Source organism: Parabacteroides sp. 20_3 (assembly GCF_964238835.1).
Taxonomy (GTDB): domain Bacteria; phylum Bacteroidota; class Bacteroidia; order Bacteroidales; family Tannerellaceae; genus Parabacteroides; species Parabacteroides distasonis.
Genome location: NZ_CAXSNO010000007.1, coordinates 42,173 through 66,991, shown reverse-complemented (window position 1 = coordinate 66,991; position 24,819 = coordinate 42,173). Strand labels below are relative to the sequence as shown.

17 protein-coding genes are annotated in these 24,819 nt (G+C 41.8%); 1 reads left to right on the top strand and 16 read right to left on the bottom strand.

The features are described 5' to 3' along the window. Positions 1 to 7: 7 nt before the first annotated feature. From ACESPU_RS14860 to ACESPU_RS14835, 6 genes are all read right to left on the bottom strand, one after another. Positions 8 to 2,986 (bottom strand): TonB-dependent receptor, encoded by a 2,979-nt coding sequence (locus ACESPU_RS14860; protein ID WP_057326569.1) that lies wholly within the window; start codon positions 2,984 to 2,986, stop codon positions 8 to 10. A gap of 410 nt (positions 2,987 to 3,396) precedes the next feature. Continuing rightward, positions 3,397 to 5,397 carry a fructose-1,6-bisphosphatase gene (locus ACESPU_RS14855; RefSeq protein WP_008772677.1) on the bottom strand — a complete coding sequence of 667 codons (2,001 nt, stop codon included), beginning with the start codon at positions 5,395 to 5,397 and terminating at the stop codon, positions 3,397 to 3,399. Positions 5,398 to 5,435: 38 nt separating this feature from the next. Next, positions 5,436 to 6,944, bottom strand: a complete 1,509-nt coding sequence (locus ACESPU_RS14850; protein WP_309431431.1) for a hypothetical protein — start codon at positions 6,942 to 6,944, stop codon at positions 5,436 to 5,438. A 3-nt stretch (positions 6,945 to 6,947) separates the two neighbouring features. Next, positions 6,948 to 8,702 (bottom strand): DUF6057 family protein, encoded by a 1,755-nt coding sequence (locus tag ACESPU_RS14845; RefSeq protein WP_044544879.1) that lies wholly within the window; start codon positions 8,700 to 8,702, stop codon positions 6,948 to 6,950. Between the two features lie 156 nt (positions 8,703 to 8,858). Then, positions 8,859 to 11,333, bottom strand: coding sequence for a TonB-dependent receptor domain-containing protein (locus tag ACESPU_RS14840; RefSeq protein WP_373133476.1), 2,475 nt, complete (start codon positions 11,331 to 11,333; stop codon positions 8,859 to 8,861). A gap of 204 nt (positions 11,334 to 11,537) precedes the next feature. Beyond that, entirely contained in the window at positions 11,538 to 13,997 is a 2,460-nt protein-coding gene (locus ACESPU_RS14835; protein ID WP_373133475.1) for an outer membrane beta-barrel family protein, read from the bottom strand. Positions 13,998 to 14,171: 174 nt separating this feature from the next. On the opposite strand from ACESPU_RS14835, the gene ACESPU_RS14830 reads away from it, so the two are divergent. Then, the gene (locus ACESPU_RS14830; protein WP_373133474.1) at positions 14,172 to 14,813 is read left to right on the top strand and encodes a SagB/ThcOx family dehydrogenase; all 642 of its coding nucleotides are present in this window, start codon (positions 14,172 to 14,174) and stop codon (positions 14,811 to 14,813) included. 53 nt (positions 14,814 to 14,866) lie between these two features. Here ACESPU_RS14830 and ACESPU_RS14825 read toward each other — a convergent pair whose 3' ends face one another. The 10 genes from ACESPU_RS14825 to ACESPU_RS14780 are packed head-to-tail and all read right to left on the bottom strand — an operon-like array spanning position 14,867 to position 24,780. Continuing rightward, complete coding sequence (locus tag ACESPU_RS14825) at positions 14,867 to 15,190, bottom strand: nucleotidyltransferase domain-containing protein (protein ID WP_158532376.1); 324 nt, start codon at positions 15,188 to 15,190, stop codon at positions 14,867 to 14,869. Between the two features lie 8 nt (positions 15,191 to 15,198). After that, positions 15,199 to 15,633: a nucleotidyltransferase substrate binding protein gene (locus tag ACESPU_RS14820; RefSeq protein WP_195283826.1), complete on the bottom strand. Its 435-nt coding sequence runs from the start codon at positions 15,631 to 15,633 to the stop codon at positions 15,199 to 15,201. A gap of 52 nt (positions 15,634 to 15,685) precedes the next feature. Beyond that, complete coding sequence (locus ACESPU_RS14815; RefSeq protein WP_158532378.1) at positions 15,686 to 15,874, bottom strand: hypothetical protein; 189 nt, start codon at positions 15,872 to 15,874, stop codon at positions 15,686 to 15,688. Between the two features lie 4 nt (positions 15,875 to 15,878). Continuing rightward, the gene (locus tag ACESPU_RS14810; RefSeq protein ID WP_158532379.1) at positions 15,879 to 18,086 is read right to left on the bottom strand and encodes a peptidase domain-containing ABC transporter; all 2,208 of its coding nucleotides are present in this window, start codon (positions 18,084 to 18,086) and stop codon (positions 15,879 to 15,881) included. A 35-nt stretch (positions 18,087 to 18,121) separates the two neighbouring features. Continuing rightward, entirely contained in the window at positions 18,122 to 18,790 is a 669-nt protein-coding gene (locus tag ACESPU_RS14805; RefSeq protein WP_122144029.1) for a glycosyltransferase family 32 protein, read from the bottom strand. Between the two features lie 10 nt (positions 18,791 to 18,800). Continuing rightward, positions 18,801 to 19,391 carry a lanthionine synthetase LanC family protein gene (locus tag ACESPU_RS14800; RefSeq protein ID WP_158593838.1) on the bottom strand — a complete coding sequence of 197 codons (591 nt, stop codon included), beginning with the start codon at positions 19,389 to 19,391 and terminating at the stop codon, positions 18,801 to 18,803. After that, positions 19,369 to 20,112 (bottom strand): glycosyltransferase family 32 protein, encoded by a 744-nt coding sequence (locus ACESPU_RS14795; RefSeq protein WP_122144031.1) that lies wholly within the window; start codon positions 20,110 to 20,112, stop codon positions 19,369 to 19,371. Before ACESPU_RS14795 ends, ACESPU_RS14800 begins: the two co-directional genes overlap by 23 nt. 2 nt (positions 20,113 to 20,114) lie before the next feature. Beyond that, positions 20,115 to 21,059 (bottom strand): glycosyltransferase family 2 protein, encoded by a 945-nt coding sequence (locus tag ACESPU_RS14790; RefSeq protein ID WP_122144032.1) that lies wholly within the window; start codon positions 21,057 to 21,059, stop codon positions 20,115 to 20,117. 45 nt (positions 21,060 to 21,104) lie between these two features. Next, complete coding sequence (locus ACESPU_RS14785) at positions 21,105 to 23,414, bottom strand: outer membrane beta-barrel protein (RefSeq protein ID WP_122144033.1); 2,310 nt, start codon at positions 23,412 to 23,414, stop codon at positions 21,105 to 21,107. A 31-nt stretch (positions 23,415 to 23,445) separates the two neighbouring features. Continuing rightward, positions 23,446 to 24,780 (bottom strand): radical SAM/SPASM domain-containing protein, encoded by a 1,335-nt coding sequence (locus ACESPU_RS14780; RefSeq protein ID WP_122144034.1) that lies wholly within the window; start codon positions 24,778 to 24,780, stop codon positions 23,446 to 23,448. Between the last annotated feature and the right edge of the window lie 39 nt (positions 24,781 to 24,819).

Below are 24,819 nucleotides of genomic sequence, written 5' to 3'. Positions count from 1 at the left end.
ATTTTTATTAGAATGTTAAGTTAACACCAAATGTAAATGAGCGAGATTTCGGCATGTAATCACGAGGTTCAATACCCGGAGACAAGCCAGCATCATCATCACTTGCCTGACCACGGAACAGTTCTACCTCAGGATCCAATCCTTTGTAACCTGTAATCACGAATAAATTCTGGGCGGCAACATAAATACGTGCTTTGTCTAACCAGTCAATCTTTTTAGTATTAAATGTGTATCCGATAGACATATTATCCAAACGAGCGAATGAGCCATTTTCTACATAATAAGAACATACACGAGAGTTCTCACGCAATTTATAAGTAAGTTCATCATTCATCGCATTTGCACCGCTCAAATAAGTATTATTCGCATAGGCTGCACGTGGATTATCCAAAACCTTATTACCGATTGTTCCACGTATAAAGAAACTAGCATCCCAATTTTTCCATGAGAACGAGTTATTCCATCCGAATGTCAAATCAGGTTGAGCGTCACCTACATATGTACGGTCATCATCCGTTATCTGTCCATCACCATTGATATCTTCGATGATATACTTACCATTCTCATCAATACCATCACATTTCAGCATAAAGAACTGACCTACCGGGCGACCTTCTTCAATTACATGCGAAGTCACACCCGAAGCACCTCTGATCCAAGGATCTCCTGTATAAATACGGCTTGTTGAATACAAGTCATTAGACAGCTTCGTGATCTTGTTCTTGTTATGAGATAGATTAATAGAAGTATTCCAATTGAAAGTCTTATTACGAATAACATCCAAATTCAACATAACTTCAATACCCTTATTGCTCATGTCACCCACATTCGCTTGAATTGTACTATATACGTACGTTGGAGTAGGTACTTTATAACGATACAACATATCAGAAGTTTTCTTGTCATAGTATTCTATCGTACCACCAAGACGTCCATTAAATAATTGAAAATCGATACCAACATTAAACATCGCAGTAGACTCCCATTTCAAGTCAGGATTAGCGTTCTGTGAAACCCTAAATGCGGTCAATTGAGAGCCATCACTATAGTATGTACCTTTTGCCTCGTAAAGCTCAATTGATTTATAAGGTTGTAAGCCATCTTGATTTCCTGTTATACCATAACCTGCACGTAATTTCAAATCCGTAAGCCAATTAACATCTTGCATAAAAGCTTCCTCTGAAATACCCCAAGCTGCGGAAACTGAAGGGAATGTACCCCATTTGTTATTAGCTCCAAACTTAGAGGAGCCATCTCGGCGAACTGTCGCTGTAATCATATAACGCTCTTTATAACTATAATGGGCACGAGCAAACATAGAGATCAATTTATAATCATTTTTATCAGACTTTACATTACCTACATCCAATTTATTGCCTGTTTGCAAATTATTAGCACCCATTGAACTAACAGCGAAGTCTAAGACCTTTGCCTCATGACTAGAGTACTGATTATCCTCCCATGAATAACCTATAATCGCATCAATTTTATGTTGTTCTTCCGAACCAAAAGCTTTATTATAATTCAAAGTCCACTCCATTAATTCGCGGTTCCATGCTCTTGAACGCCGAATAGCCAAACCATTACCAGCATCAACACCAATACGGTTAGCAGGATCCTGCCATTCACTATAATCATTAGAGAAACGACTTTTATATAAATTAGCCTTAACATTCAATCCATCAATAATATCAAACTGAAGATCTCCCTGACCATAAAAATACACATTACTATTCTTTTTATAGTTCTGATCCTGGTTCTGTACAGGGTTACCTTGATCATAACCATCATTACGAATAAAGTAAGAACCATCTTCATTAAACGGAGCCAAAACTGGAGACATATTATATGCGTAAATAAAGTTTGTTTGGAACGGCATTTGCATGTCTGTCAATGTTGCAGCACCGGTTAAACCAATACGCAAACGGTCATTAATAGCGCGTTGTTGGAACTGGAAACGGAAACTATGGCGTTTCATCCAGTTATCACGAACAATACCAGTACGATCCAAATAAGTATAAGACGCACGATAATTATTCTTTGAACCTCCACCGGACATTGAAATAGAATGATTTTGCGAAACTCCTGTACGAAGAACTTCATCAAACCAATCAGTGTCATTATTATAGCCATCGAATACACTTATATCCTTACCTAGCTCTTTATTTAGCGCTTTCCATTCAGAAGCATTTAACATATCAGGTTTGTTAGCTACCATATCCATGGTCACATAACCATCATAGTTGATCTGTGTTTTAGATCCGGAGCCTCTCTTAGTCGTAATCAAAATAACACCACCGGCCGCACGAGAACCGTAGATTGCCGCAGAAGAGGCATCCTTCAATACGGAGATAGACTCGATATCCGTAGGAGATACAGTGGACATATCACCACCCGGAACACCATCGATCACGATCATTGGGCCTTGGTCATTCTGCAAGGTTGATGTACCACGTAAACGGATTTGGGAGCTACGGGTCACGTCGCCCGAGCCAGATGTAATCGTCAAACCGGCTACCTTACCTTGCAACAAATCGGACGCATCACGAGTAATACCTTTATTAAAATTCTCCTCCGAAACATTTGCTACAGATCCTGTAATTTCCTTACGAGTCTGCGTACCGTAACCGATAGCGACAACCTCGCCTAAGTTTACCACAGAAGGAGCCAATTTAACTTCAACAGTCTTACGTCCTTTAACCCCTTCCTCTAAAGTGTTATAACCAATAAATGAAAATTGAAGAACGGCTTTTTTCAAGTCGTTAAGCGTAAGCGTGTAATTACCGTCAATATCGGTAATCGTACCATTGGTAGTACCCTTTTCCACGATGTTCGCACCGATGATGGGTTCACCAAGTTCATCTAGAACTTTTCCTTTAACAGCGCCAGATTGGGCAAAGGCCGCTGTCATGCAAAGAGACATCAACACTGAAAGTATCGCTACCTTACAGCGTCTGAAAGAATCAAAAGTTTTCTTTCGTTGCATAATTACTTAATTTTTAGGTTAACAATCATTGAATTCACAAACACAATTGAGAATTTTCGAGGCAAATATAACTTATTTTTTTAAAATAAGCCATGTTTATATAAAAAACATTACCGCAATTCTGCATGTTTCATTAAATCAATTGATTTGTTTAGGTGTTCAACATGTGATACTCAGATGCAACCAAGCATACTTCAATGATACCATATCCTTATTTTCTACAAGAACAATAGCGAACTTATCATGAATCAACAAAATAGGAAAAATGTCGTTCTAGGCAATAGTTCTAGATGGACTATCGTTAAACTGAAACAACACGTCAAACTATGTCTAAATTCCTAAAAAGAAAAGAGGTCTGATAAGCTCAGGCCTCTTTCATCTTATATTTAGCAAGAAAAATCGTAAGGAATCTATCTTTCCATCCTCTCCTTCTCCTTTATCAACCCATTCCGATACGCATAAAGCAGTTTCTCCAAGTCCTTGATCTGGCTTTGAAGATCCGCACCCTTATCCGTATCTTTCACCATCTGGCGATGGGAGCTTAATTCTACCACGATCGTAGTGGATTTGATATCCAAGCCTTCCTCGATCGCTTTCGCCCGGGATTCGAAGGGTTCGTGTTGCACAAGCTGGAAACCGCGGGAGTGATATACTAATGTATAGCCCGCGATACCGGTTTCCAAATGATACGGACGGGAGAAGCCGCCATCGATTACCAACATCTTGCCATTCGCCTTGATGGGATTCTCACCTTGATTGGAACGGACAGGGACATGTCCGTTGATGATATGCCGATGCATACCGGTCACCCCAAACTCATCCAATATCCTATCACAAATTTCCTCTTGCTCTCGTAACGTATAATAAGCGCCTTTTTCCTCCTTATGAGTCTCGGCCTCTTCGATAAAGGCACGCTCGAAAGTAGCCATCTTGCTTTTATCGAATAACGGGGAGTCCTTGCCGCCCCAAAGATACCAGATATAATCATGCGCATATTCCACTTCTTCCTGCTCCCCGGTCTTGAAATAAGCCGTACGGATCAGTTGGTCTACACGGTCCAACAAAGCACGGCCCTTATAATCCTGCCCCAAGATACGTACTGACTTAAACGTCCCATCCGGATTCATCGGGATAGAGGCATGAAACAGTAAATTGGAATTACAAACCTGATACATTCCCCCATGCCGGAAGAAACAACGCATATGCTTTTTCATCTTCTCGCTGCTCTCAAAAGAATGCAAGATCTTTCGGATCAAATCCTCCTCCTCAATAGAAAGACGATACGGATCTTTCGGGTCTAAAGTAGGCCAGTTAGTATCTTTAAGCGTATAATCCTTTCCATCGATATGAACCACTCCCCGCTTCAGATCGATATGGTGCAACAACATCCGGTCATCCATCTCAAACTCCGGACGACGGCGGATGATCTCACCCTCCAGCTTGAACTGGATGATGGTGATCGCCTTGTGCATCTGGGCGATCAAACGGGTGGTCTTCTCATCCATTGCATTATCGGCGAACTTTGTTTTCGGCATGAATAACGCACAAGGATCATCCCCGTACGCCTCCATCGCGAAAGTGGCCAACGGCAAAAGATTGATGCCATATCCATCTTCTAAGGTAGCCATATTACCAAAGCGTAAACACATACGAATCACGTTGGCGATACTTACCAAATTACCGGAAGCGGCTCCCATCCATAAGATATCATGATTACCCCATTGAACATCGAAATTATGGTAATCGCAAAGGATATCCATGATCAGATGAGCACCCGGACCCCGATCGTAAATATCGCCGATGATATGTAACAGGTCGATTGTCAACCGTTGGATCAAGTTACACATAGCGATAATGAAATCGTCCGCACGTCCTGTGGAGATGATCGTACAAATAATCTGATCCACATAAGCGGATTTATTCGGCTCTACGGAAGACTCGTGCAATAACTCCTGAATAATATAGGAGAACTCCTTGGGTAAAGCCTTACGTACTTTCGAACGGGTGTATTTGGAGGACACGTTCCGGCAAACACGTACCAATTGATTCAAGGTCACTTGGTACCAATCTTCCAGATCTTGCTCTTGACTCTTGATCAGTTCCAGCTTATCCTCCGGATAATAAATCAAGGAACAAAGCTCCTTCTTCTCGGATTCCCGGAGCGTATTACTGAAAATCTCGTTCACCTTGCGCTTTACGGCACCGGAAGCGTTTCTCAGCACATGGCTAAAGGCTTGATCCTCGCCATGTAAATCACTCAAGAAGTGCTCCGTACCCTTCGGTAGGTTCAAGATCGCCTCCAGATTAATGATCTCCGTACTGGCATCCGCGATCGTCGGGAAACTCCGTGCCAACAATTGCAAATACCGTAAATCGTTTTGTACAGATTCGGCTATAATATCTTTTGTCATCTTATCTCTTATTTATACGCGAATATAAATAGATCCGGTCATTTAAACCGAACCTGCTCCGGTTTATTTTTCTCGGCTACTTGCTGGATCTCATAGGGGCTGACCTCTACGGCGCCTTTCGTCAATTCCGGAATATTGTAGGAATACAACTGATAGTCATACTTATCCGGATCTTCTTGAGGCAATAAGAACGGTTTCGAAGGCTTACCGTCTTTCCCTATATAACAAATATAAGGTAAAGTATATAAACCGTTATCCCGGCGGCTACTAAATACGACCCAATCACTATTACTACTCCAAGAATGATAGCTATCCGTATCCGGGCTATTCAACGCGGACATATCCATCGCTGTCCGATTCTCCAAATCCATCATCCGGATCTCCGCATCCGGGTGCCAAATAGGGAACTGCCCATAAGCGGTTTCCGTGTACATCAGAAAACGCCCATCGGGAGAGATACGGGGAAATGTATAGCTCAAGCTATCCGCATGTACCAACGTATCGATCGGGAAGCTGATCTCGCCACGATCCGGATCGAACGCGACACGACAGAGATTATAACGTACCTTATCATAATTCTCCGGCATCTTCTGGGCCGGGGCCGTACAGAAATAAAGCCATTTACCATCCGGAGAGAACGCGGGGAAAGTCTCGAATGCATCTTTTGTGATCAATGAGGCTTTCGAAAGGATTTCTTTGTTTTTCACGTCATACACCACCACATCGGACTCCAAGTCGAACACTTCCATCTTTTTCTCTTTCACGGAATGGAAAAACTGTTTGATATCATTTACCGATGTGGTGATATAGCGCCCGGAAGGATGCCAGAAAGGATACGTCATATTACTGATCGTCCCATTCGTTTTCGTATTCAATTTACTGATTTTCTTGTCTTGGACAATATAAGTTCCCCCATTCGCCGCACGCATATGGAACATCATCTGCCCTGGATCTCCCATACAGAACGAATGGCAGTTCATACAATTATAGCCAGTCATATCGTTACGGATAATCGGCTGTTCGTCAAACGACTCCAAATTCCGCTGATAAATACCCACAATATGCCATTTCTCGTATCCCGGCTCTATCAAACGGTATACTAAATGAGAGTCGATCGCTTGATCACTGATATAGACAGAGAATGGTGCCCATTTAGTCCACTCATCACCTATCTTCGTGGCGATCGTAACAAAAAAGGCTTTTCCACGGTTCGCACGTGTCAAGCGAATCCAATCCTTCATCTTAAAACGGATCGTATTTGTCCCATGATATTCAAGCACTTCCGACTCACTACCTTCTATTTTCGCATAGCATTCATTCGAAGGTACATTTATCCGGAAATTTAACGGAGCTATATTATAAGGTATAGTTGTCCCATTATAATCCGGAAAAATAGGAGGCGGGGACATACGTTCGTTCGTGACGTTCGTAATTCCTTCCGGATGCAAGGACCAAAAGCCTAAATATACGACTATAGAGAGAACTTGTATTACTAGATATCCGATCACAAAATTTCGGACGATCTTTCTTTTCTTTGTATTATCCATGTATTATTGTCGTTTAGGAGTCGGGATAAATTGAGCGTAATAATAATAGGTATCACCAAACTGTTGCTTCAAGGCTGCCGGCGGCATAGAGCGTGCCACTTTCATGAATTGCAGGAAGCGATTCTGCACCTCCTGACTGATCGGGAAGCTCCGGAACGCCTCCGGATCTTTCTGTACGGCCGCAAAGAACAAGCAAATAGCTTCTTGATAAAGCACCGGGAATGCCTCACCCCGTTCTTTCATCAATTCCATATAATGCATAAAAGTCATCAAATCCTTATAAACCAAAAGATATCCCATCCCATATTCGAAAGCCGGACGGTTATCGGCATGATCATCGATCAGGAAAGCCAAAGCATTCGGAAAAATCAAGGTCAGGTCCAAAGGATTATCGGTAATCGGAAGCATCGCCCGTTTTGCCGCTATCCAATCTTCCGACGCACAAGCCACGGAGTCCAATAATGGACGTTGAGCGGTTGCCCAATCCCGGTAATGCGGGTTCGATTCCAGTATCTTGATATATTTCTCCGCCGCACGATATTCGCCGGTTACCAGATAAGTCTCCACCAAACGCTTCATCAAACGAGGTTGCACGCAACGTTGTGAACTTAATACCCCCACAAAGGCGAAACGTTGGGCGGCGTTCACTTGCCCGACTTGCCAAGCCACCTCACTCGCCTCGATCAATCCCATCCGGCTTTTCGGATCGTGCGGAATAAAACCACCCTCACCGATCTGGGGGAAACGCATCAAATCGGAAGTAAAACGTCCGGTTTTCGACAAAGCCAAATTCAGATAAATCAAGGCATCCATATCCCGCACAGAATGCGCACGAGCGTGCGAGACAATCTTCTGCCATTCTCCCAGTCGTGCATAGTAATCATACCGATAGGCCTGCTCCATCGGATCTTTCTTATAGAGAATCCCGGCGACCATCGCTATCAAAAGAAAAACGTAAGAAACGATTCGTTTCCAAGATTCCTTACGGATGAAAACTCGGCTCCTTACATAATAAAGAATGAAAGCGATCAAAGGATATGCAAGCATGATATATCCTAAAGAATTAGGTATCGGATATTCGGGATGGCATAGATGTTTGCTGAAAAAAGCTTCCCGCATCGGAAGAATATAAACCGTACGCATGGCGATCAACGGTAGCAAACCTCCCCAAGCGATAGCGATAATGGCTACTCCAAAACGAGCCTTATCCTCTTTAGCACAACACTCATAAACCGCGATCAATAAGGCCAACAATAAATTAGCGGGTGCCGCAAAAAAATAAGAGCCCCCCAAAAACAAGAAGCCAAAGAGATAACGAAGCCAATCAATCTTGATTGAAGTATACAAATACGCAAGAACCTGCACGAAAGCGAGCATCGTCAACAAGGCGATTGACTCCTGCGGATAGATCCAAATTAAAAAAGAGGGAAGAATAGCCGCCAACATAGAGGCACGCACCCCACAAGCTTTTAAGTAAAGGAAAAAACAGCCTGAGATCAGTCCTAATAATAAAGCGATCACTACCGAAGCTCCATAAGGATGGATAAACGCAAGCGATAAGAACTCAGTCACATATTCATTCAATCCACCCGGTTCGGCCAATCGGTCTTGGAAATAACTACCGGTAGTCTGAAACATCATATACTGCTCCAGAAAACGATACCAATACCGAAAATTCAACTCTATGAATAGGAAACTTCCTATAATAAAAAGGAATAGTATAATGGTATTATTGTTAACAAATAGTCTATTCTTCATTCTCCAACTGTTTTTCGGATCGTAAAGATAGAAAGTATATAGAAGACGGCAAAAGAAAAGGTTTAATTATTATATTGAACACGGAATACACGAAACACACGGACTGATACTATATACCTCAGTGTATCGCTGTGTGTTCCGTGTTCAATCCTGTACTTACATCTGCTGCTCGCCGCCGCCAGAGCCGCCGCTCTTCACATCATCGTTATTGATACCGCGTTTTACTTTCTTGATAGCATCTTTCAAGGTACCGAAACGATAGGATACGCTAACTTGTAACATGCGCATCGTTCGGTAATTGGTCTCACGGCGGAAGAACGTATCGTCTGAAGAAGTGTTTTCCATCTTCATTCGTTTCCAGAACGGGTTCTGGAAAGACAACTGAACCGAGAGCTTTTTCTTCAAGAAATCCTTATTTACGGAGATTCCCGTAAAATAGAATGGAGAACGTTTACCCTGCAACTGAATCCAAGGAGAGAAATATCCTCCATGCAAGTTCAAGCGAAAATCCATCGGGAAATTAAACTGCGTACCGGCGAATATACGACCGCTGAAACCACTGTTCGCCATATCATTCATATCGCTCTTCAAATCCGTATAATCCACACCTCCATTCATATAAATACGGAACAAAGGAACCGGGTTCCAATTTGCGTATACGAACAAGCCCGTAGATTGTTTCTTTCCTATATTACCATAAGTAGTCTGGAAAATACCCGGGTTCTTCGGATCGATAAAGGTATATTGCTCGATCGAATTATTCACGAACGTATAAGTAGCGCTCGCGTTAATGCTGAATTTCTGGGCGAACATACTATAGTTCAAGTTAATATTATTACTTTTCTCAGAGTCCAGATTCGGGTTACCGAAGGATATATTCTGCGGATCCGCATTGTTTACATAAGGATTCAAATACCAGATACCCGGACGCTGGATACGCATATTATATCCCAAGCGAAGCTGTTGCGCCATGCTCAGTTGATAAGAGATCGTAGCGTTTGGCACCACGTCGAAATAATGGGTGTCAAAATTCATATCGGGAGCCATCTCGTATTTCACATCCAAAGAAGTTCCTTCCGCACGGACACCCGCTTTCACGCCAAACTTATCAAACTTCATCGAATAGCCCAGATAAGCGGAATAGATATGTTGGGTATGACGGAAATGGCTATCCTTGGAAGTAACATCTTCCCATATATTCAGCGAATCGTTGAAAGCGGTACGATCTGTATTACTCCGGCTCTGGCGGAATATGTATTTCGCGCCAACCTCCAAGGTCTGGTCCTTCCATGTAGGAGTCGTATAATCCACCTGTCCGGTGTGCTCATTCGTAGAAGCCTTATTGATATTATTTTGCGGATAGCCGAGCCAAGGATTGTAATTCACGACATTCTCTAATTCCGTATAATCCTTACTATCATTCGGAGAATGGCTGAAACGGTAAGAGACCGTCAGCAACTCATCTTTCTTATGGGTAGAGTGCTGGTAATCCACGTTCACGTCCGTAGAACCAAATGTCTCTGTCGTTTCCGAGTTACGGTTATAACTGTAGACCGGATTATGATTGATATCCTGCATATTCACGTTATACTCCGAGAAACTTTTCATCTCGCCACGGAATAAGTTCGCGCCAACGGTCAATAGATTCAAAGAGTCGATCTCATAACTTCCCTCCAAATAACCGAATTGGAACGGTCCACGACTCTTTCTACGTCCATTTTGTGTCAAGAAGTGTTCCCCGTCATTTTGCAAATCTTCCCGTACGGAGTTAGCGTCATTCCATGGGTCCCGCTCCCGATTATAGTTATAGTTGGCGGTAAGTCCTAATTTTCCGGCTTTTAGAGATACATAACCACCACCGCCTACACGCCCCAACGAACTACCGTTCACACGAACCGTACCAGTATATCCTTGTAAAGCATTTTTCGTTGTAATGATATTAATAATACCACCGATACCCTCGGCGTCATACTTAGCGCCCGGGTCTGTGATCACCTCTATGTTTTTCACGGAATTGGCCGGCATACTCTTTAATACCTCAGCAGGATTATTACTCAACAGGTTAGAGGGTTTACCATTCATGTAGATCTTGAAGTTCGTGGAACCTTTCAATTGGATTTGGTCATCTCCATCCACGGTTACCATCGGCACTTTGCGCAACATATCCAACGTATTGTTGGTCTGTGCCTCGGGGTCATCTTCCAAGCTATAGGTAAGTTTATCGATCTCAGCCTTCACCAAAGGTTTCTGCGCCGTAACCGTCACTTCCCCCAGCCGCTGGTTATCCTCCTGCATATATAACTTACCCAAATCCAAGTTCCTCTGTTTATCCGAGATCGTAAATTTTTTCTCGGCAGGAGCTTTTCCTATCGATTGCATAGAGATGATGTATTTGCCGGCACTGCTTAAAGGTGTCTGAAACTTACCATCCACATCACACGCTAAAAGCTTGACCGGCTTATCGGGGGTTTTCGCTAAAGCAATTCTCAACGTCGCATAGGGTACGGACTCGTTACTCAGCGAATCTAACACCTGTCCCTTAATTGAATAGGAACCGGTTTTATCAGCCTGCGCATACAGAGGAAGCGCAAGGAACAGTACCCAAAATAAGGCAAACAATTTTTCTTTCATACGTTCATCATCTATTACATAATACTATACTTATCTCTCAACTTTTTGTACTAAATCACACTGTTTACGATTGATTCGTACAAATAAAGACATTAATATACGTTCGTAAGCATTTTTTCCTCACAAAAAGTCTGAAAAAACTTTATTTTCATACAAAGACGAGCTTTGATACCGATAAGTTGCATATTTCCTCATCTATATCCTTTATGAACCGCTCTCCAAAGCCTTTACATCATCGTTCCTTATACCACGTTTCACCTTCTTGATAGCGTCTTTCAAATTACCGAAACGATAGGAGATGCCGATACCAAATGTACGCGTCGGAGAATAGCTGATATCTTGCCTATGGAAAGTATCGTCGTAGATCGTAGCCTCCATTTTCCTGCGTTTCCAAAACATATCGTAAAAATAGAGGGATACGGACAGTTTCTTCTTCAAAAAATCCCTGCTCACATAGACTGTAGCGAAATTCAACGGCGAACGCCTCCCTTGCAGCTGTATCGCCGAAGAGATAAAGCCTCCATTCAGATTCAACCGGATATCGAGTGGTAAGTTAAACTGAGCCCCGGCGAAGACACGCCCGCTAAAGCCACTGTTCGCCATGTCATTCTTTTCGCTCCTCAAATCCGTATAGCTCAAGCTTCCATTCAAGTTAACGCGGAACAGGGGGATCGGATTCCAACTACCGTAAACAAAAAGGCCGGTAGTCTGCCTCTTCCCGATATTCCCGTAAGTAGTCCGGAAAATTCCTGGATCCGCCGGATCGATAAACGTATACCGCTCGATTGAGTTATCTATAAATGTATAAGAGATACTTGTATTGAAACTGAACTTTTGGGCGAATATACTATAATTCAGGTTCACACCGTTACTCTTCTCCGAATCCAAGTTCGGGTTACCATAAGAGATGTTCTGCGGATCCGCATTGCTCACATACGGATTCAGGTACCAGATACCCGGTCGTTGGATACGCATATTATATCCCAGACGAAGCTGCTGGCTCATACTAAGCTGGTACGATACGACAGCGCTTGGCACCACGTCGAAGTAATCGTTCCCGAAATTCATATCCGGTGCCAGCTCATACCTCACTTTCAAGGAAGTCCCTTCTGCCCGCGCACCAGCTTTCACCCCGAATTTTCCAAATTTCATCGTATATCCCAGATAGGCGGAATAGATCTGTTGCGAATGATCGAAATGGCTATCCGCAGGAGTCGCCTCCTCCCACATTTGTGATGTCTGGTTGAAGGCCTTACGATCCGTATTACTCCGGCTCTGACGGTAGATATACTTTATGCCCGCTTCCAAGCTCTGATCTTTCCAAGTAGGTGTAGTATAGTCAAACTGCCCGGTATGCTCGTTCGTCGATGCCTTATTGATATTATTTTGCGGATAGCCCAACCACGGCTCGTAGTTACGAATATCCGTCAACTCCGTATAATCCTCGTTATCGTTCGGGGAACGACTGAAACGGTACGAGAGAGTGAGTAGTTCGTCTTTCTTGCGCGTGGAACGCTGATAATCCACATTCATGTCAGCTGAGCCGGACTTGCGGCTCGATTCCGAATTACGGTTATAACTATAAACGGGGTTCCGGTCGGCATCCAGCATCTTCACCGCATATTCCAAGACGCTCCTCGTGGTTCCGAGGTACAGACCAATCCCTACAGTCAATAAGTTCAACGAATCGATCTCATAACTACCTTCCAGATTCCCGAAATGATAAGGGGCTCTCGATTTACTACGTCCCACCTGATTCAGATAATGTTCTTCCTTATTATTCAGATCCTCACGCATGGAAGAAGCATCGTTCCAAGGCGTATTGTCACGGTCACAGTTGTAATTGGCAGACAATCCGAACTTGCCGGCTTTCAGCGACAGGTAGCCGCTCCCGAAGATACGCCCATTGGTGATGGTGTTCAAACTTACCGATCCCGTATAACCCTGCAAGGTGTTTTTCACCATGATGATATTGATAATCCCCCCAATTCCCTCGGCATCATACTTCACACCCGGCTCCGTGATAACCTCGATGTTCTTCACCGAGCTTGCCGGCATGCTTTTCAATACTACCGACGGATTATTGCTTAACAAATTCGATGGCTTACCGTTCATGTAAACCTTAAAATTTGAAGACCCCTTCAACTCAATCTTATCCTCACCGTCCACGGTAACCATCGGGACCTTACGAAGCATTTCAAGCGTATTATTGGTCTGAGCCTCAGGATCATCCTCCAGACAGTAAATGATCCTGTCGATCTCTGCTTTCACCAAAGGTTTCTGCGCCGTGACCGTAACCTCTTCCAAACGCAGGTTATTATCCTGCATAAACAGCACGCCGAGATCCATGACTTTCCGTTCATCCGAAAGGGTGAATACCTTCTCTGCCGGAGCCTTCCCGATAGATTGCATAACGATAATATACGTTCCGATGTTATTCAGCGGAGTCTGGAACTTCCCATCTATATCACACGCCAACAGCTTGATTGGCTTCTCCGGGGTACTTGCCAAAGCGATTCTCAATGTGGCATACGGTACGGATTCATTTGTCAGTGAATCCAGCACCTGGCCTTTAACCGTAAAAGAACCGGCTTTATCCATTTGCGCATACAGCGGAAGCGCAAGGAACAGTACCATAAATAAGGTTAACAACTTTTCTCCCATACATGCGTCACTTATTACAAAACACAATATATTCCACTCATAACACTGCGTTTACGATTTATTCGTACAAATAAAAACATTATAAACATTCGTTGGCTATTATTTCTCACAAAAAGTCTAAAAAAAGAAATATATCATTATTTTTGTACATCTAATTTTCTAAATAACAACATTATGAGAACTATTTTTTGTGTATTAGCCACTTTGATGTTAGGCATAGCCGGTATGCAGGCCCAGAGTTTAAAAGCCATTAAGTTGAATGCTCCCGACAAGACCCGAGGCGCTTCGGTGATGAAAGCCTTGGCAGATCGTCATTCCGAGCGTGAGTTCGCCAACAAGAAACTCAGCCAACAAGATCTTTCCGATTTGATATGGGCCGCTATCGGTATCAACCGGGAGGATGGGAAACGTACCGCCGCTTCCGCCTTGAATAAGCAAGATGTGGATGTCTACGTATTGATGGAAGAGGGCGCTTATCTGTATGATCCGAAAGCCCATCAACTGAACCCGGTAGCGGAAGGCGATCACCGTCCACTGATCGGAGGAAAGCAAACCTCCGTGAACTCAGCTCCCGCTTGTCTATTGATGGTTTCTGATGTTTCCAAATTCGGCAATGTAGGTACACCACAATTACGTGAGCGCTTTGGAGCCTTAGATGCCGGGCTGGTCTCTCAGAATATCGCCTTGTTCTGCTCCGGATGTGGCTTAGTAACGGTTCCCCGCGGCAGCATGGAGGCAGATGCGTTGAAGAAGATATTAAAGCTATCCGACTCCCAAATCCCGATGATCAATCATCCGGTAGGATACGCGAAATAACGTCAGCACCCACGTAAGCCCCCGAGAGTCATCTTGTGGGCTTACGAGACCGCTCACGCAGGAGGCTGAGAACAATCTCTACAAAAAATAGATATTCCGACTCTCCGAATATGATCAACCAATTCCATATTCGTCAATTTATGAAAAATAGAGAGATCAAACTGATAAGGTAATAATAAATCATCAATCGCAAACGCAATCTGATTTAACCGACTACGTGTCAAGTTTGGCCCCACCAAAGATATATCCACGTCCGAAAAAGGTTTATGGTTTCCCTTAGCTCGCGAACCGTAAAGTATTACTTCCTCAATATCCTCGTATCGAGCGAAAAACTCACGCAACTTATTCAATTCTATGTCACTCAATCCATATTTCATTTACAGCTTCATCTAGTCTCATTTTCCGATATACATAACATCCTCTCTTCAAACCGGCAAAATAGCGGATAATAAACCCGTACGATATTCTCATAAATTTCAGAAGCCACATCGTCATCATAATTATGAGAAGTCAAATTACGATCCTCGATTGTCTCCATCCATCGTTTATCTTCTATAAGCCCTATTTGTAAAGCCTTACGTATAGCATCACGTGAACCTCGAATATCCGTATAACCTTGATACTCCGCATAATCTTTCATCACCTTCCAGACTAATTCATGGGTATATCCAAAACGCTGGATTAATCCTTCTTGCAAAAGTTCATCAACCTCGTTCGCTAATTCCAACCGCCGAGATACAATGTCCACCGCTTGGCCCAATTTAGCCAAAGCCTTACAATAATTAGAAAATCGCTGTAACCAACGTATATCTTGTGCCATATATGTAAACTTTAGGATACGAAGATAAGAAAAACAGAAGATATCCCTCCATTCATTTCTTGAAAAATGCAAACCAAGCAATCAAAGCCAGTAGCACGAATATAACCACCAGAATCGTATTCCCCCAACGAATCAGGAAGGAAGGCATCTCGCCGATCATGTTGCGGACTTTCTCGCTACGCAACTCGATACGGTCTTGATCCGATTCCGCTTTTTTCTTCATCTCATTGTATGTTGACATATCCTTAACTCCCCAACTCTAATTGATTCTTCACTAAATTATAATAAGCACCCTTGCGATCGATCAGCACGTCGTGGGTGCCTACCTCCACGATACGGCCCTTGTCAAGAACGACTATTTGATCGGCGTTGCGTACGGTACTTAATCGATGGGCGACGATTATTACCGTCTTACCCCGGTAAAAGTCCGTCAGATTCTCTACTATAGCACGTTCATTGTTGGCATCCAACGAATTCGTCGCCTCATCGAAAAAGAGATAAGATGGGTTCTTATAAACCGCACGGGCTATCAAGATCCGTTGACGCTGGCCTTGGCTTACACCTTGACCATCCGGACCTATCACCGTATTATATTTTAAGGGTAAGCGCTCGATAAATTCCTCTATATTGGCGATACGAGCAGCCAATAATAAGCGAGATTTATCAATCTCACCGTCATCCACGGCAATATTGCGTGCGATCGATTCAGAGAACAGATAACCGTCTTGCATCACCGCACCACATTGGTCACGCCACCATAAAAGGCTGAAAGATCGCAAATCATTTCCACCCACCCGGATATCACCTTCTACCGGATTATAGTAGCCCAATAATAACTTGATCAAGGTTGTTTTCCCGCTACCACTCGTTCCTACGATCGCCGTAATCTTGCCTCGAGGTATTTTAAGGTTTATCCGCTCCAAGACTTTCGGCGAATGGATGCCCTCATATTGAAACGTCACGTCACGAATCTCAATGTCCCTATCGCTTCCGTTAAAACCGGTTATCATACGTTCCGGCGTCTCCTCTTCTTCCCGATCATGGATCTCGCTCATCCGTTCCAGACTAATCTTCACGTCTTGCCAACTATAAAGAAACTGCACGAACTGTTCCACCGGAGCGTTCAACTGCCCGATAATATACTGTATAGCCAACATCATACCCAACGACAGGCTCCCCCCGATCACAGCCGTAGCGGCAATCACCGTAATCACGATATTCTTTACCTCATTAATCAAGATACTGCCGGCCTCCTGACTCTGTTGCAGCCGCATCGATTCGATGTTCGTCCGGAACAAGTCCGCTTGTATATCCTCCCATTCCCAACGGCGGCGGCGCTCACAATGCTGGAGCTTGATCTCCTGCATGCCGTTCAGCATCTGCATCGTCTTCGACTGGTTTCGGGCCCGCTGCTCAAAATAGGTATAATCCAGCAACCGGCGTTTCTTCAAGAAAAGCGTCACCCATATCGCATATAAGGCGCTACCTAGCACGAATATGCCAAATATCAATCGGTTATAATAAAGCAATACCCCCCCAAACACGATGAAACTGAAAGCGGAGAAGAGCACCGTCAATGTCTGCGCCGTGAGAAAACGTTCCACCCGTTCATGGTCGTGGATACGCTGCAACAAGTCTCCCGTCATTTTCGTATCGAAAAACGACATGGGCAAACGCATCAACTTAATCAAGAAATCGGAGAGCAAGGAGATATTCACCCGAGCGCTAATATGCAATAAGATCCAACGGCGGATAAAGTCCACGGAGGCACGGCTCAGCACCAGCATCAATTGTCCCACCAAGATCAGATAGATCAAATTCAAATTCTTTCCGGCTATCCCTTTATCCACAATCGCTTGCGTAAGAAACGGGAAGATCAATTGCAAGACGCTGCCTAGCGCCAGTCCGAGCAACAATTGGATAAAGAAACGTTTATAGGGTTTCATGTATCCCCACAAGAAACGGAAAGGATCTTTCCCCGTATGCCGTTCATCTTTCCGTTCGTAAAATGCGGGAGTCGGCTGCAAGGCCATCAATATCCCTTTTTCCTCCCCTCTCGAACGGGTACTGATCCACGCATTACGAAACTCATCCTCATTGATCCGTAATAGATTCTTGCCGGGATCGGCAATATAGAAAACATATTCACCATCCCGTTTCTTTTTAGCGTCATAGAGTACGACGAAGTGATCCTGGTTCCAATGGAGGATACAGGGGAAAGGGCGTTGATCCACCATCTTCCCCAGGGTCATTCGTCCACATATCGTACGGAATCCTATATACTCGGCGGCATCAACCATACCCAACAAGGAAACTCCTTCTCGAGAGACAACGCAAAGCTTTTGCATCGTCTCGGCGGAATACTCCTTGCCGTGGAACTTGGCGATCATACGAAGGCAAGTGGCACCGCATTCCATGGAGTCTGGTTGTTTGATATGAGGGAATTTGTTCATTTTTTTATTCACATCTTATTACTTCATTTCACAATTCACAAGAAAAAATAATGCACACAGAAAGCTTCTTTTATTTTTTTGTAAAAAATATCAGTGTTCAAACCTAATGAATACTGTTTGAATTCTTCTTGTGAGACAGGCATTACCTTCTTCGATGGAAAAACAGATACAGTAAAATGATTTTTCATATAATCTAGGTATCTTGTAATCTTTAAAGCACCTAGGTTGTTTTCACCGTAGAAGAAAGTCTTGTTATGAATAGACTCTTCGATTTGAGACAGCAGAAATATCCAAAAAACATTTTTAGCGGTAGAGCCTATAAATGAGTTACCCAGCAAAGGATGTATCTTTAGCAAATCACAATGTCCTTTTGGTTGGTTAGTGAAAAATAATTGAGAGTCGTTGAATAATGGCGATATTGATTGGAAACATTCGGTGTCTAAATTAACATAGAGTCCTCCATGAAGATACAATATCATGTATTTAGCTAGGTTTAAACGTTGCCGTTGGGTAAATACAGATTTATACAGCAGATAGAAATCAGAGAAATCAGAGAATAGTAAGCTCTCAACCTCAGCTGAACACCAAAGATGATAGTCCCAATCAGGATTATACTTTTTCCATGTATTGGAAAGTATCCTTAGATTACAGGGCATCATGTCCTCACTGTCTGCAATCCATATCTGATGTATGATCTTATTCATTAAAAACTAATTATTTTATGATACTACGTACAATGTTAAAACAGATGATCTTGTTTCCTGACAGGATTTGATCCAATAGTAGATTAGATTCAATAGGTAAACAATCTACCATAGTAGTTAGGTCACTAACAAATAACTCATCAAACCACGGGATGTTTTTATCGTTTAATACAGTCTTTCCATAATTGTAGTAATGAATTAGACCTTGCAATCCTGTATCAAATGAGAGATCCTCTAGTCTACGCAAGTCTTGCCGTAGGATATATCTATTAATACGTAAAATTGTTTCGGTTATATCTTTGTGTAGAAAACCATTTTCCAACAAATACACCAATCCCCAAGCTACACCAGCCAAACCTGTAGCTAAATCAACAGATTCTTTATACGAGAGATTCTCTAATAAATCCATAAGCAACCCTTCCGCTAATTCATTATACTCCGATTCTCCACTATAGTTACTATAATGGAAGAACAATATAATCATTCCCATTTTCCCATTGTATAATCCGACATTTGAGATTAAGTCCACCCTAAACAATGCTTGATGTGTTGCTTTAATAACCGTGTCTCGATCCAAATCAAATAAAAGATTCCGTACCATCCGTATTGTCATTTTTCTTATAAACACTCAGCTTCTTATCCCAAGCCCCGAAAAAATAATGCGCACAAAAGGCATTCTTTATCTTTCCATAGAATAAATCAGAACCAACACCTTTCCTATAGTTTTGAAAATCCTCCTTACAGACGGGAGAAACCAAATAAGAAGAAAGCGTAGATGCACCATATTCATCCCTTAACTGATTAATAAGCCTAGATAACATATATGGACCAGTAGTATTCAATACGATATCATCTCTATAGATCCTGTTTTTAACAGTAAAATCTATATCAGACAAGATGCGTAACCAGCCCTTATGATTATTAGATGAACCCATAAAGGCGTTTCCTACCACTCTCTGCTTTGATCCATTAAAACAGACCCAATGCTCAGGAGGTTCCATTCCCAAAAAGAATGACTTGTTTTCTACAAGAGGGTCTATAGATTTAAAACATTCAATATCTAAATCCACATAAACTCCACCATGGCAATATAAAATCATGTATCGAATCATATCCAATCTCTGTATATTAAAAGGTAAAGAATGATAAAGATTAGCCCACTCTGGGAAATAAGAATCCACCAATTCTACCATCTCCTTTTTATTCCAAAGGTGATATTCCCAATTTGGGTTAAATCTTTTCCATGTACATGAAAGGATCCTCAACTGGAAAGGTACATTATCACCATCCCATATTTGATGTATTACTTTTTCAATAGCCATAATCAAAACCTATCCTCATTAGCTAAAGATTCATACTTTTTGTTTATCTCAAGAAATGAGTCGAAACCCGATTTTAAAATCGTAGAGTACTCCTTTATGAGATTTTCCAACATTTTTCGATGCTCTAGCATGATCTCCGTAGCATTCCTAAGATAGATGCCACAGGTCTCTCTTAGCATATTGTATATATCATTCTTTAGATCTGAAGGAAATAAAGTCTCTAGTATAAGTAACTTATTATAGACAAAATAGTTTAGATCCATTTCGTATGGGAAACCAGTTCTGAATATATGGCCAATCTCCGTATCCTTGATAAGATAACATCCTCCTCCTTCCATCCAAGCTTTGATACTGATGTAGGGTTCCTCAAATCCATATTGTTTCAATCCTTCATAGCCTCTTATATACTGCCAATATCGTTTTGAGGAACAATAGGTTGCACCATATACACTGGGTATTTCAACAATCTCACGTTCGGGATGCAAATCTTTTCTCATCCACGTAGGATTTAAGATGTTATTCTTGTCTTGGAAATTGATATATGCGCCAAAATGCGGTTTTCCTTCGACAAAGTTTCCATTCAAGTCTAACGTCTTGCAATTAGCGCAATACACCGCTCGTTGATTGTCACTTGTCACCTCTACGATTCTTTTCCACCAGTCATTATCATAGAATCGCATATGTCCATCTACAGTCAAAAAATAATCGGTCTCTATCATTCCGATACCTAAATCTCGAGAAAAAGCAGGTCCTAAACGTTTTTTATTCACCATGTACTTAACCTTATATACCCTTCCGATCTCCTCATAATCAAAAGAGTCGGTCGAGGCATCATTGATCAGCAGGATGTCCACATTATCTCTTGCTGTTTCCCTAATGCTTTTAACGGTCTCGCATATTTCAGCACCTTCATTCAAAAAGGGTATGATTACTGTTAAATTCCTCATGGTTTTTGATCTTAATAAAAATATTCATCTATCTGTATATCCTAATCATTTTACGATTCCTGCATCTTCATCCACATAATTATAGATTTGTTTCTGCGATCCCTTGTACTTACGCCCTAGGTCAAAGTTCCAAGCAATACTGAGCCTTACCTGGTTTCCCTCGTTTCTTACGTAAGAAGCCGTACTCTTTTGAACGTACGCTGAGTTCAGTAACTCTTTTTGGGGTGTCCCATCTGGCAAGAACAGATTTTGCACGCTCAACTCATATTGTATGGATTTATGTCGATAGCGGAGCGAGATGTTTGCTCGAGCAGGAAAAATCAGAACTGTCTCACCTGACTGCATCTTTGACTTGATCGTATAAGAGGCAGATAAAGACCAGTCCTTATAATTTCCTTCCAATTGGAAGCCACCAAATGTATTGGTCAAAGATTGCTCAAAATTGTTTCCTTTGTCTATATATCGGTTCAGTACGCCAAAAGCAGACAGATTCAATCGATCTCTCACAACCTCCCAATTTGCATACAAATACCCTTGGATATGCTGATGGAACTTTTGATTCTCCGGATGATACTCTAAATAATGATGGCCTTGGTCTTCCCGCAGGTAAATAGAATTATTTATGAGGTTACGAGTGTACTGGTAGAACAACCGAGGGGCGAAGGAGAAAGCACCCTTACGAAAATTGAACGTAAAATTGTTGGCATAGGTCTCAGCAGGAACCACATTTGGATTTCCGACAAACAATTCATAAGGGTTTTGCCATTGCTTGAAATCACTCATATAATTCAGAGTAGGCAAAAATTGCAACATAAAAAAGTTATACCTAAATGAGATATTCTCCTTGAAAGAATAGGCTAGTGTTAGTATCGGTCGAAACTGCCACTTCGAAAAATGGGTATCCTCTTCCTTGAAATATATCCTAGAAAAGCCTGCCCCTACTTGATAGCTGAACTTGCTTAATGCACCTTGCAACTGGGCATACCCATACACGTCCGAATTATTCATCGTATTGGTAACATCCGCTCCCTCCATGGTATAAATATTCTCTGTGTGAGATTGCGTAAAGCGTAATCCGACGGAGAAATCAATAGCTTGACTGAACCGGTTCTCATAGATGGCTTCTGCTTGCAGAGTTTGTTTCTTTCCATCTGTATTGTATGAATAGTTATACAGGGATTCATTCTGATTATTTTCTTGATAGTTTCGAAAATAATCAGAGGAAATATACGTCGCTACCACATTAGTTAAAAAAGTTTGATTCTTACCGAGTTCTTGTTGAAAATAAAGATCAATTGATGGCGTATAATTTCTGTTTTTCGTATGAAGTAAAGAGGTGTAATTCATTTTGTTTAATTCATCTATTACATTTTGTTTTGAAACTTGATCAGGTACGCTAAATTGATTCCGAAAAACCACGTTAAAGACAGTCTTTTCCTCATTGTGCCAATTGTAAGAAAGAGATAGGTCATGTCTCTCCGATTTTATGGGTTCTTTCACTCCCTCTTTGGATAATACAAGTTTTTGATTCGGCAAAAACAGCTTCAAGTACTCATCCTTAAAACTGTCTTTATACTTCGAATAGGAGATACGGTAATTCAAGCCCAACTCCGACTTTCGGTTGTTGTATTTTAGAAAAACTTGGTCGTTCGTATAAGGTGAAGTAAGAGCTATCTGAGCATTTCCTCCAAGGGATAATCCATACTCTATTCGTTTCAGAACGAAATTTATCACGGTGCCGACATTGCCATAGCGCATGCCTGGCAAATCGATATATTCCACTTTTTTAATCTTTTGTGGATCGAGGGCAGTAATCTCATCTATTGTCACCTCAATATCATTAATGCGTAATTGTACGGGCCGATCGTTAATGGACGAAATTGAACGATCGCCCACATTTACGATTAATCCCGGCAGCATGAGTTGGTGAATCATCTCCAAGGCAGAGAACGACCTTTCTACGATTCCTATAGGGGGGAATATCACCTGTCGGTCCATTTTCGTATAATTGTCTGCCGAAACCACAATCTCATCCAATTGTTGAGTGACCGGAATAAGCTCGATAGTTCCAAAGTCTAGATTCTCCTGCGCATTCCTTACGTCTATCAAGGTTGAACGAAATCCTATATTGGAAAAACGCAATACATAATCGCCTACTTTGGGAATATTAATACGAAACTTTCCATCCGCTTGCGTTGCATCCTGGGAGACAACAACCGAGTCGGAATTTAGCGTAAGAATACTTACGCCCTCGATACATTCACCTGTTTCCTTATTAACGACTATTCCTGTTACAAGAATTGCATGAATATGAAAACTCACTAGCAAGGAGAAGAAAAGCAATAATTGTTTCATAGCACATTATCTATTTAAGGTGTAATCTTTGTTAGATTTTAGATTTCTTGCTTTGCAGAAACATTTGCTCCGCCCAAAGAAGTAGATATTTGTCGATAGACATACCCATATGTTGCATGGAGCATACTTTATGCAAATCTTTCCAATTTAACTCCATACACTTTTGGCTGCAAGGTCCCATACAAACAGGAAGCATCTTACAAGCCAAGCACATAGGATTCTCAAATGTAGTTCTACCAAGCCTTTTTGACAGAGTAACTTGATTCCACACGATATCTCCCGCATGGGTTAATATGCCTTCTGCATTTTCTTTCTTTAAGGTTCGCCCATTACAACGGTATACATTGCCATCATAATTTATGATGGCAAAATCATAATCTTCCGCAGGACAGGAATAATCTCGAATTTTCATATTCCCAGACTGAACCGTAAAGCCTTCTTTTTGGAATTTACGAATTGTTTCTAGCAATAAGGATCGTTGCTCTTTATCACCGGCAGATTCCATTGTTTGCCAGACACGTTCCATGTGGACTAAAAATTTACTACGATCCAAGCCTTGTAAATCCTTGATCAAAGGATCTATATTTCCCAAAGTCGCATCATCATAATTTATTCGAAGGGTTACCACAAAATCTTCTTCCAAAGCAGGAATGTTATCAGAGATAAGGTATAATGAATCCAGTATTTTATCGTATGTTTCCGCATTATTGATTTTCCCTATACGCACTTTGTCATGTTTCTCCTTGTTCCCATCCAATGTTATTTGAAACACAGGATTCGTTGATCGCAATTTGTCTATATTTTCCTTATTGATAAGGGTTCCATTGGTTATGAAAAACGAAGTGTAGTTTACACCAGCTCTTTTACAGATCTCACGAGCCTTATCTGCTAAAGGATATGCTATCTCATCGAAATAGAGTAAAGGTTCTCCTCCAAAGAAACTCAAAACGAAAGAGTCCACTTGTCTTAACTGAACTTTTTTCTCTATGTATTTCAATATGTTTTGCTTTACTTCATCGCCCATCTTCGAGTTTGCCACATGGCTCTCATAGCAATACCAACATTTTAAGTTACAGTCTTGAGTAGGATAAACCATCAATCGTAATCTTCGGCTAGGACTAAATGTCGCAATTTTATGCTTCAGTCTTATTTCTGCCAACTCATCCCGTTCGTCAGAGATCAAGAAACCACTACTTACTAAAGTATCATAATGCGATTTAAATGTTCTCTTGAAATCAGACTCTGCCATAGACATGAATGAGTCATATACATGATTACTTACACAGATGAGAGTATGTGTAAATGAGTTATAACAAATAACAAAACCTTTTTGCTTAACAAAGATATTATAATTACTTTTTTTCATAAACGTTTTCTTTTATGGCTACACAAAACTCGAACGCAG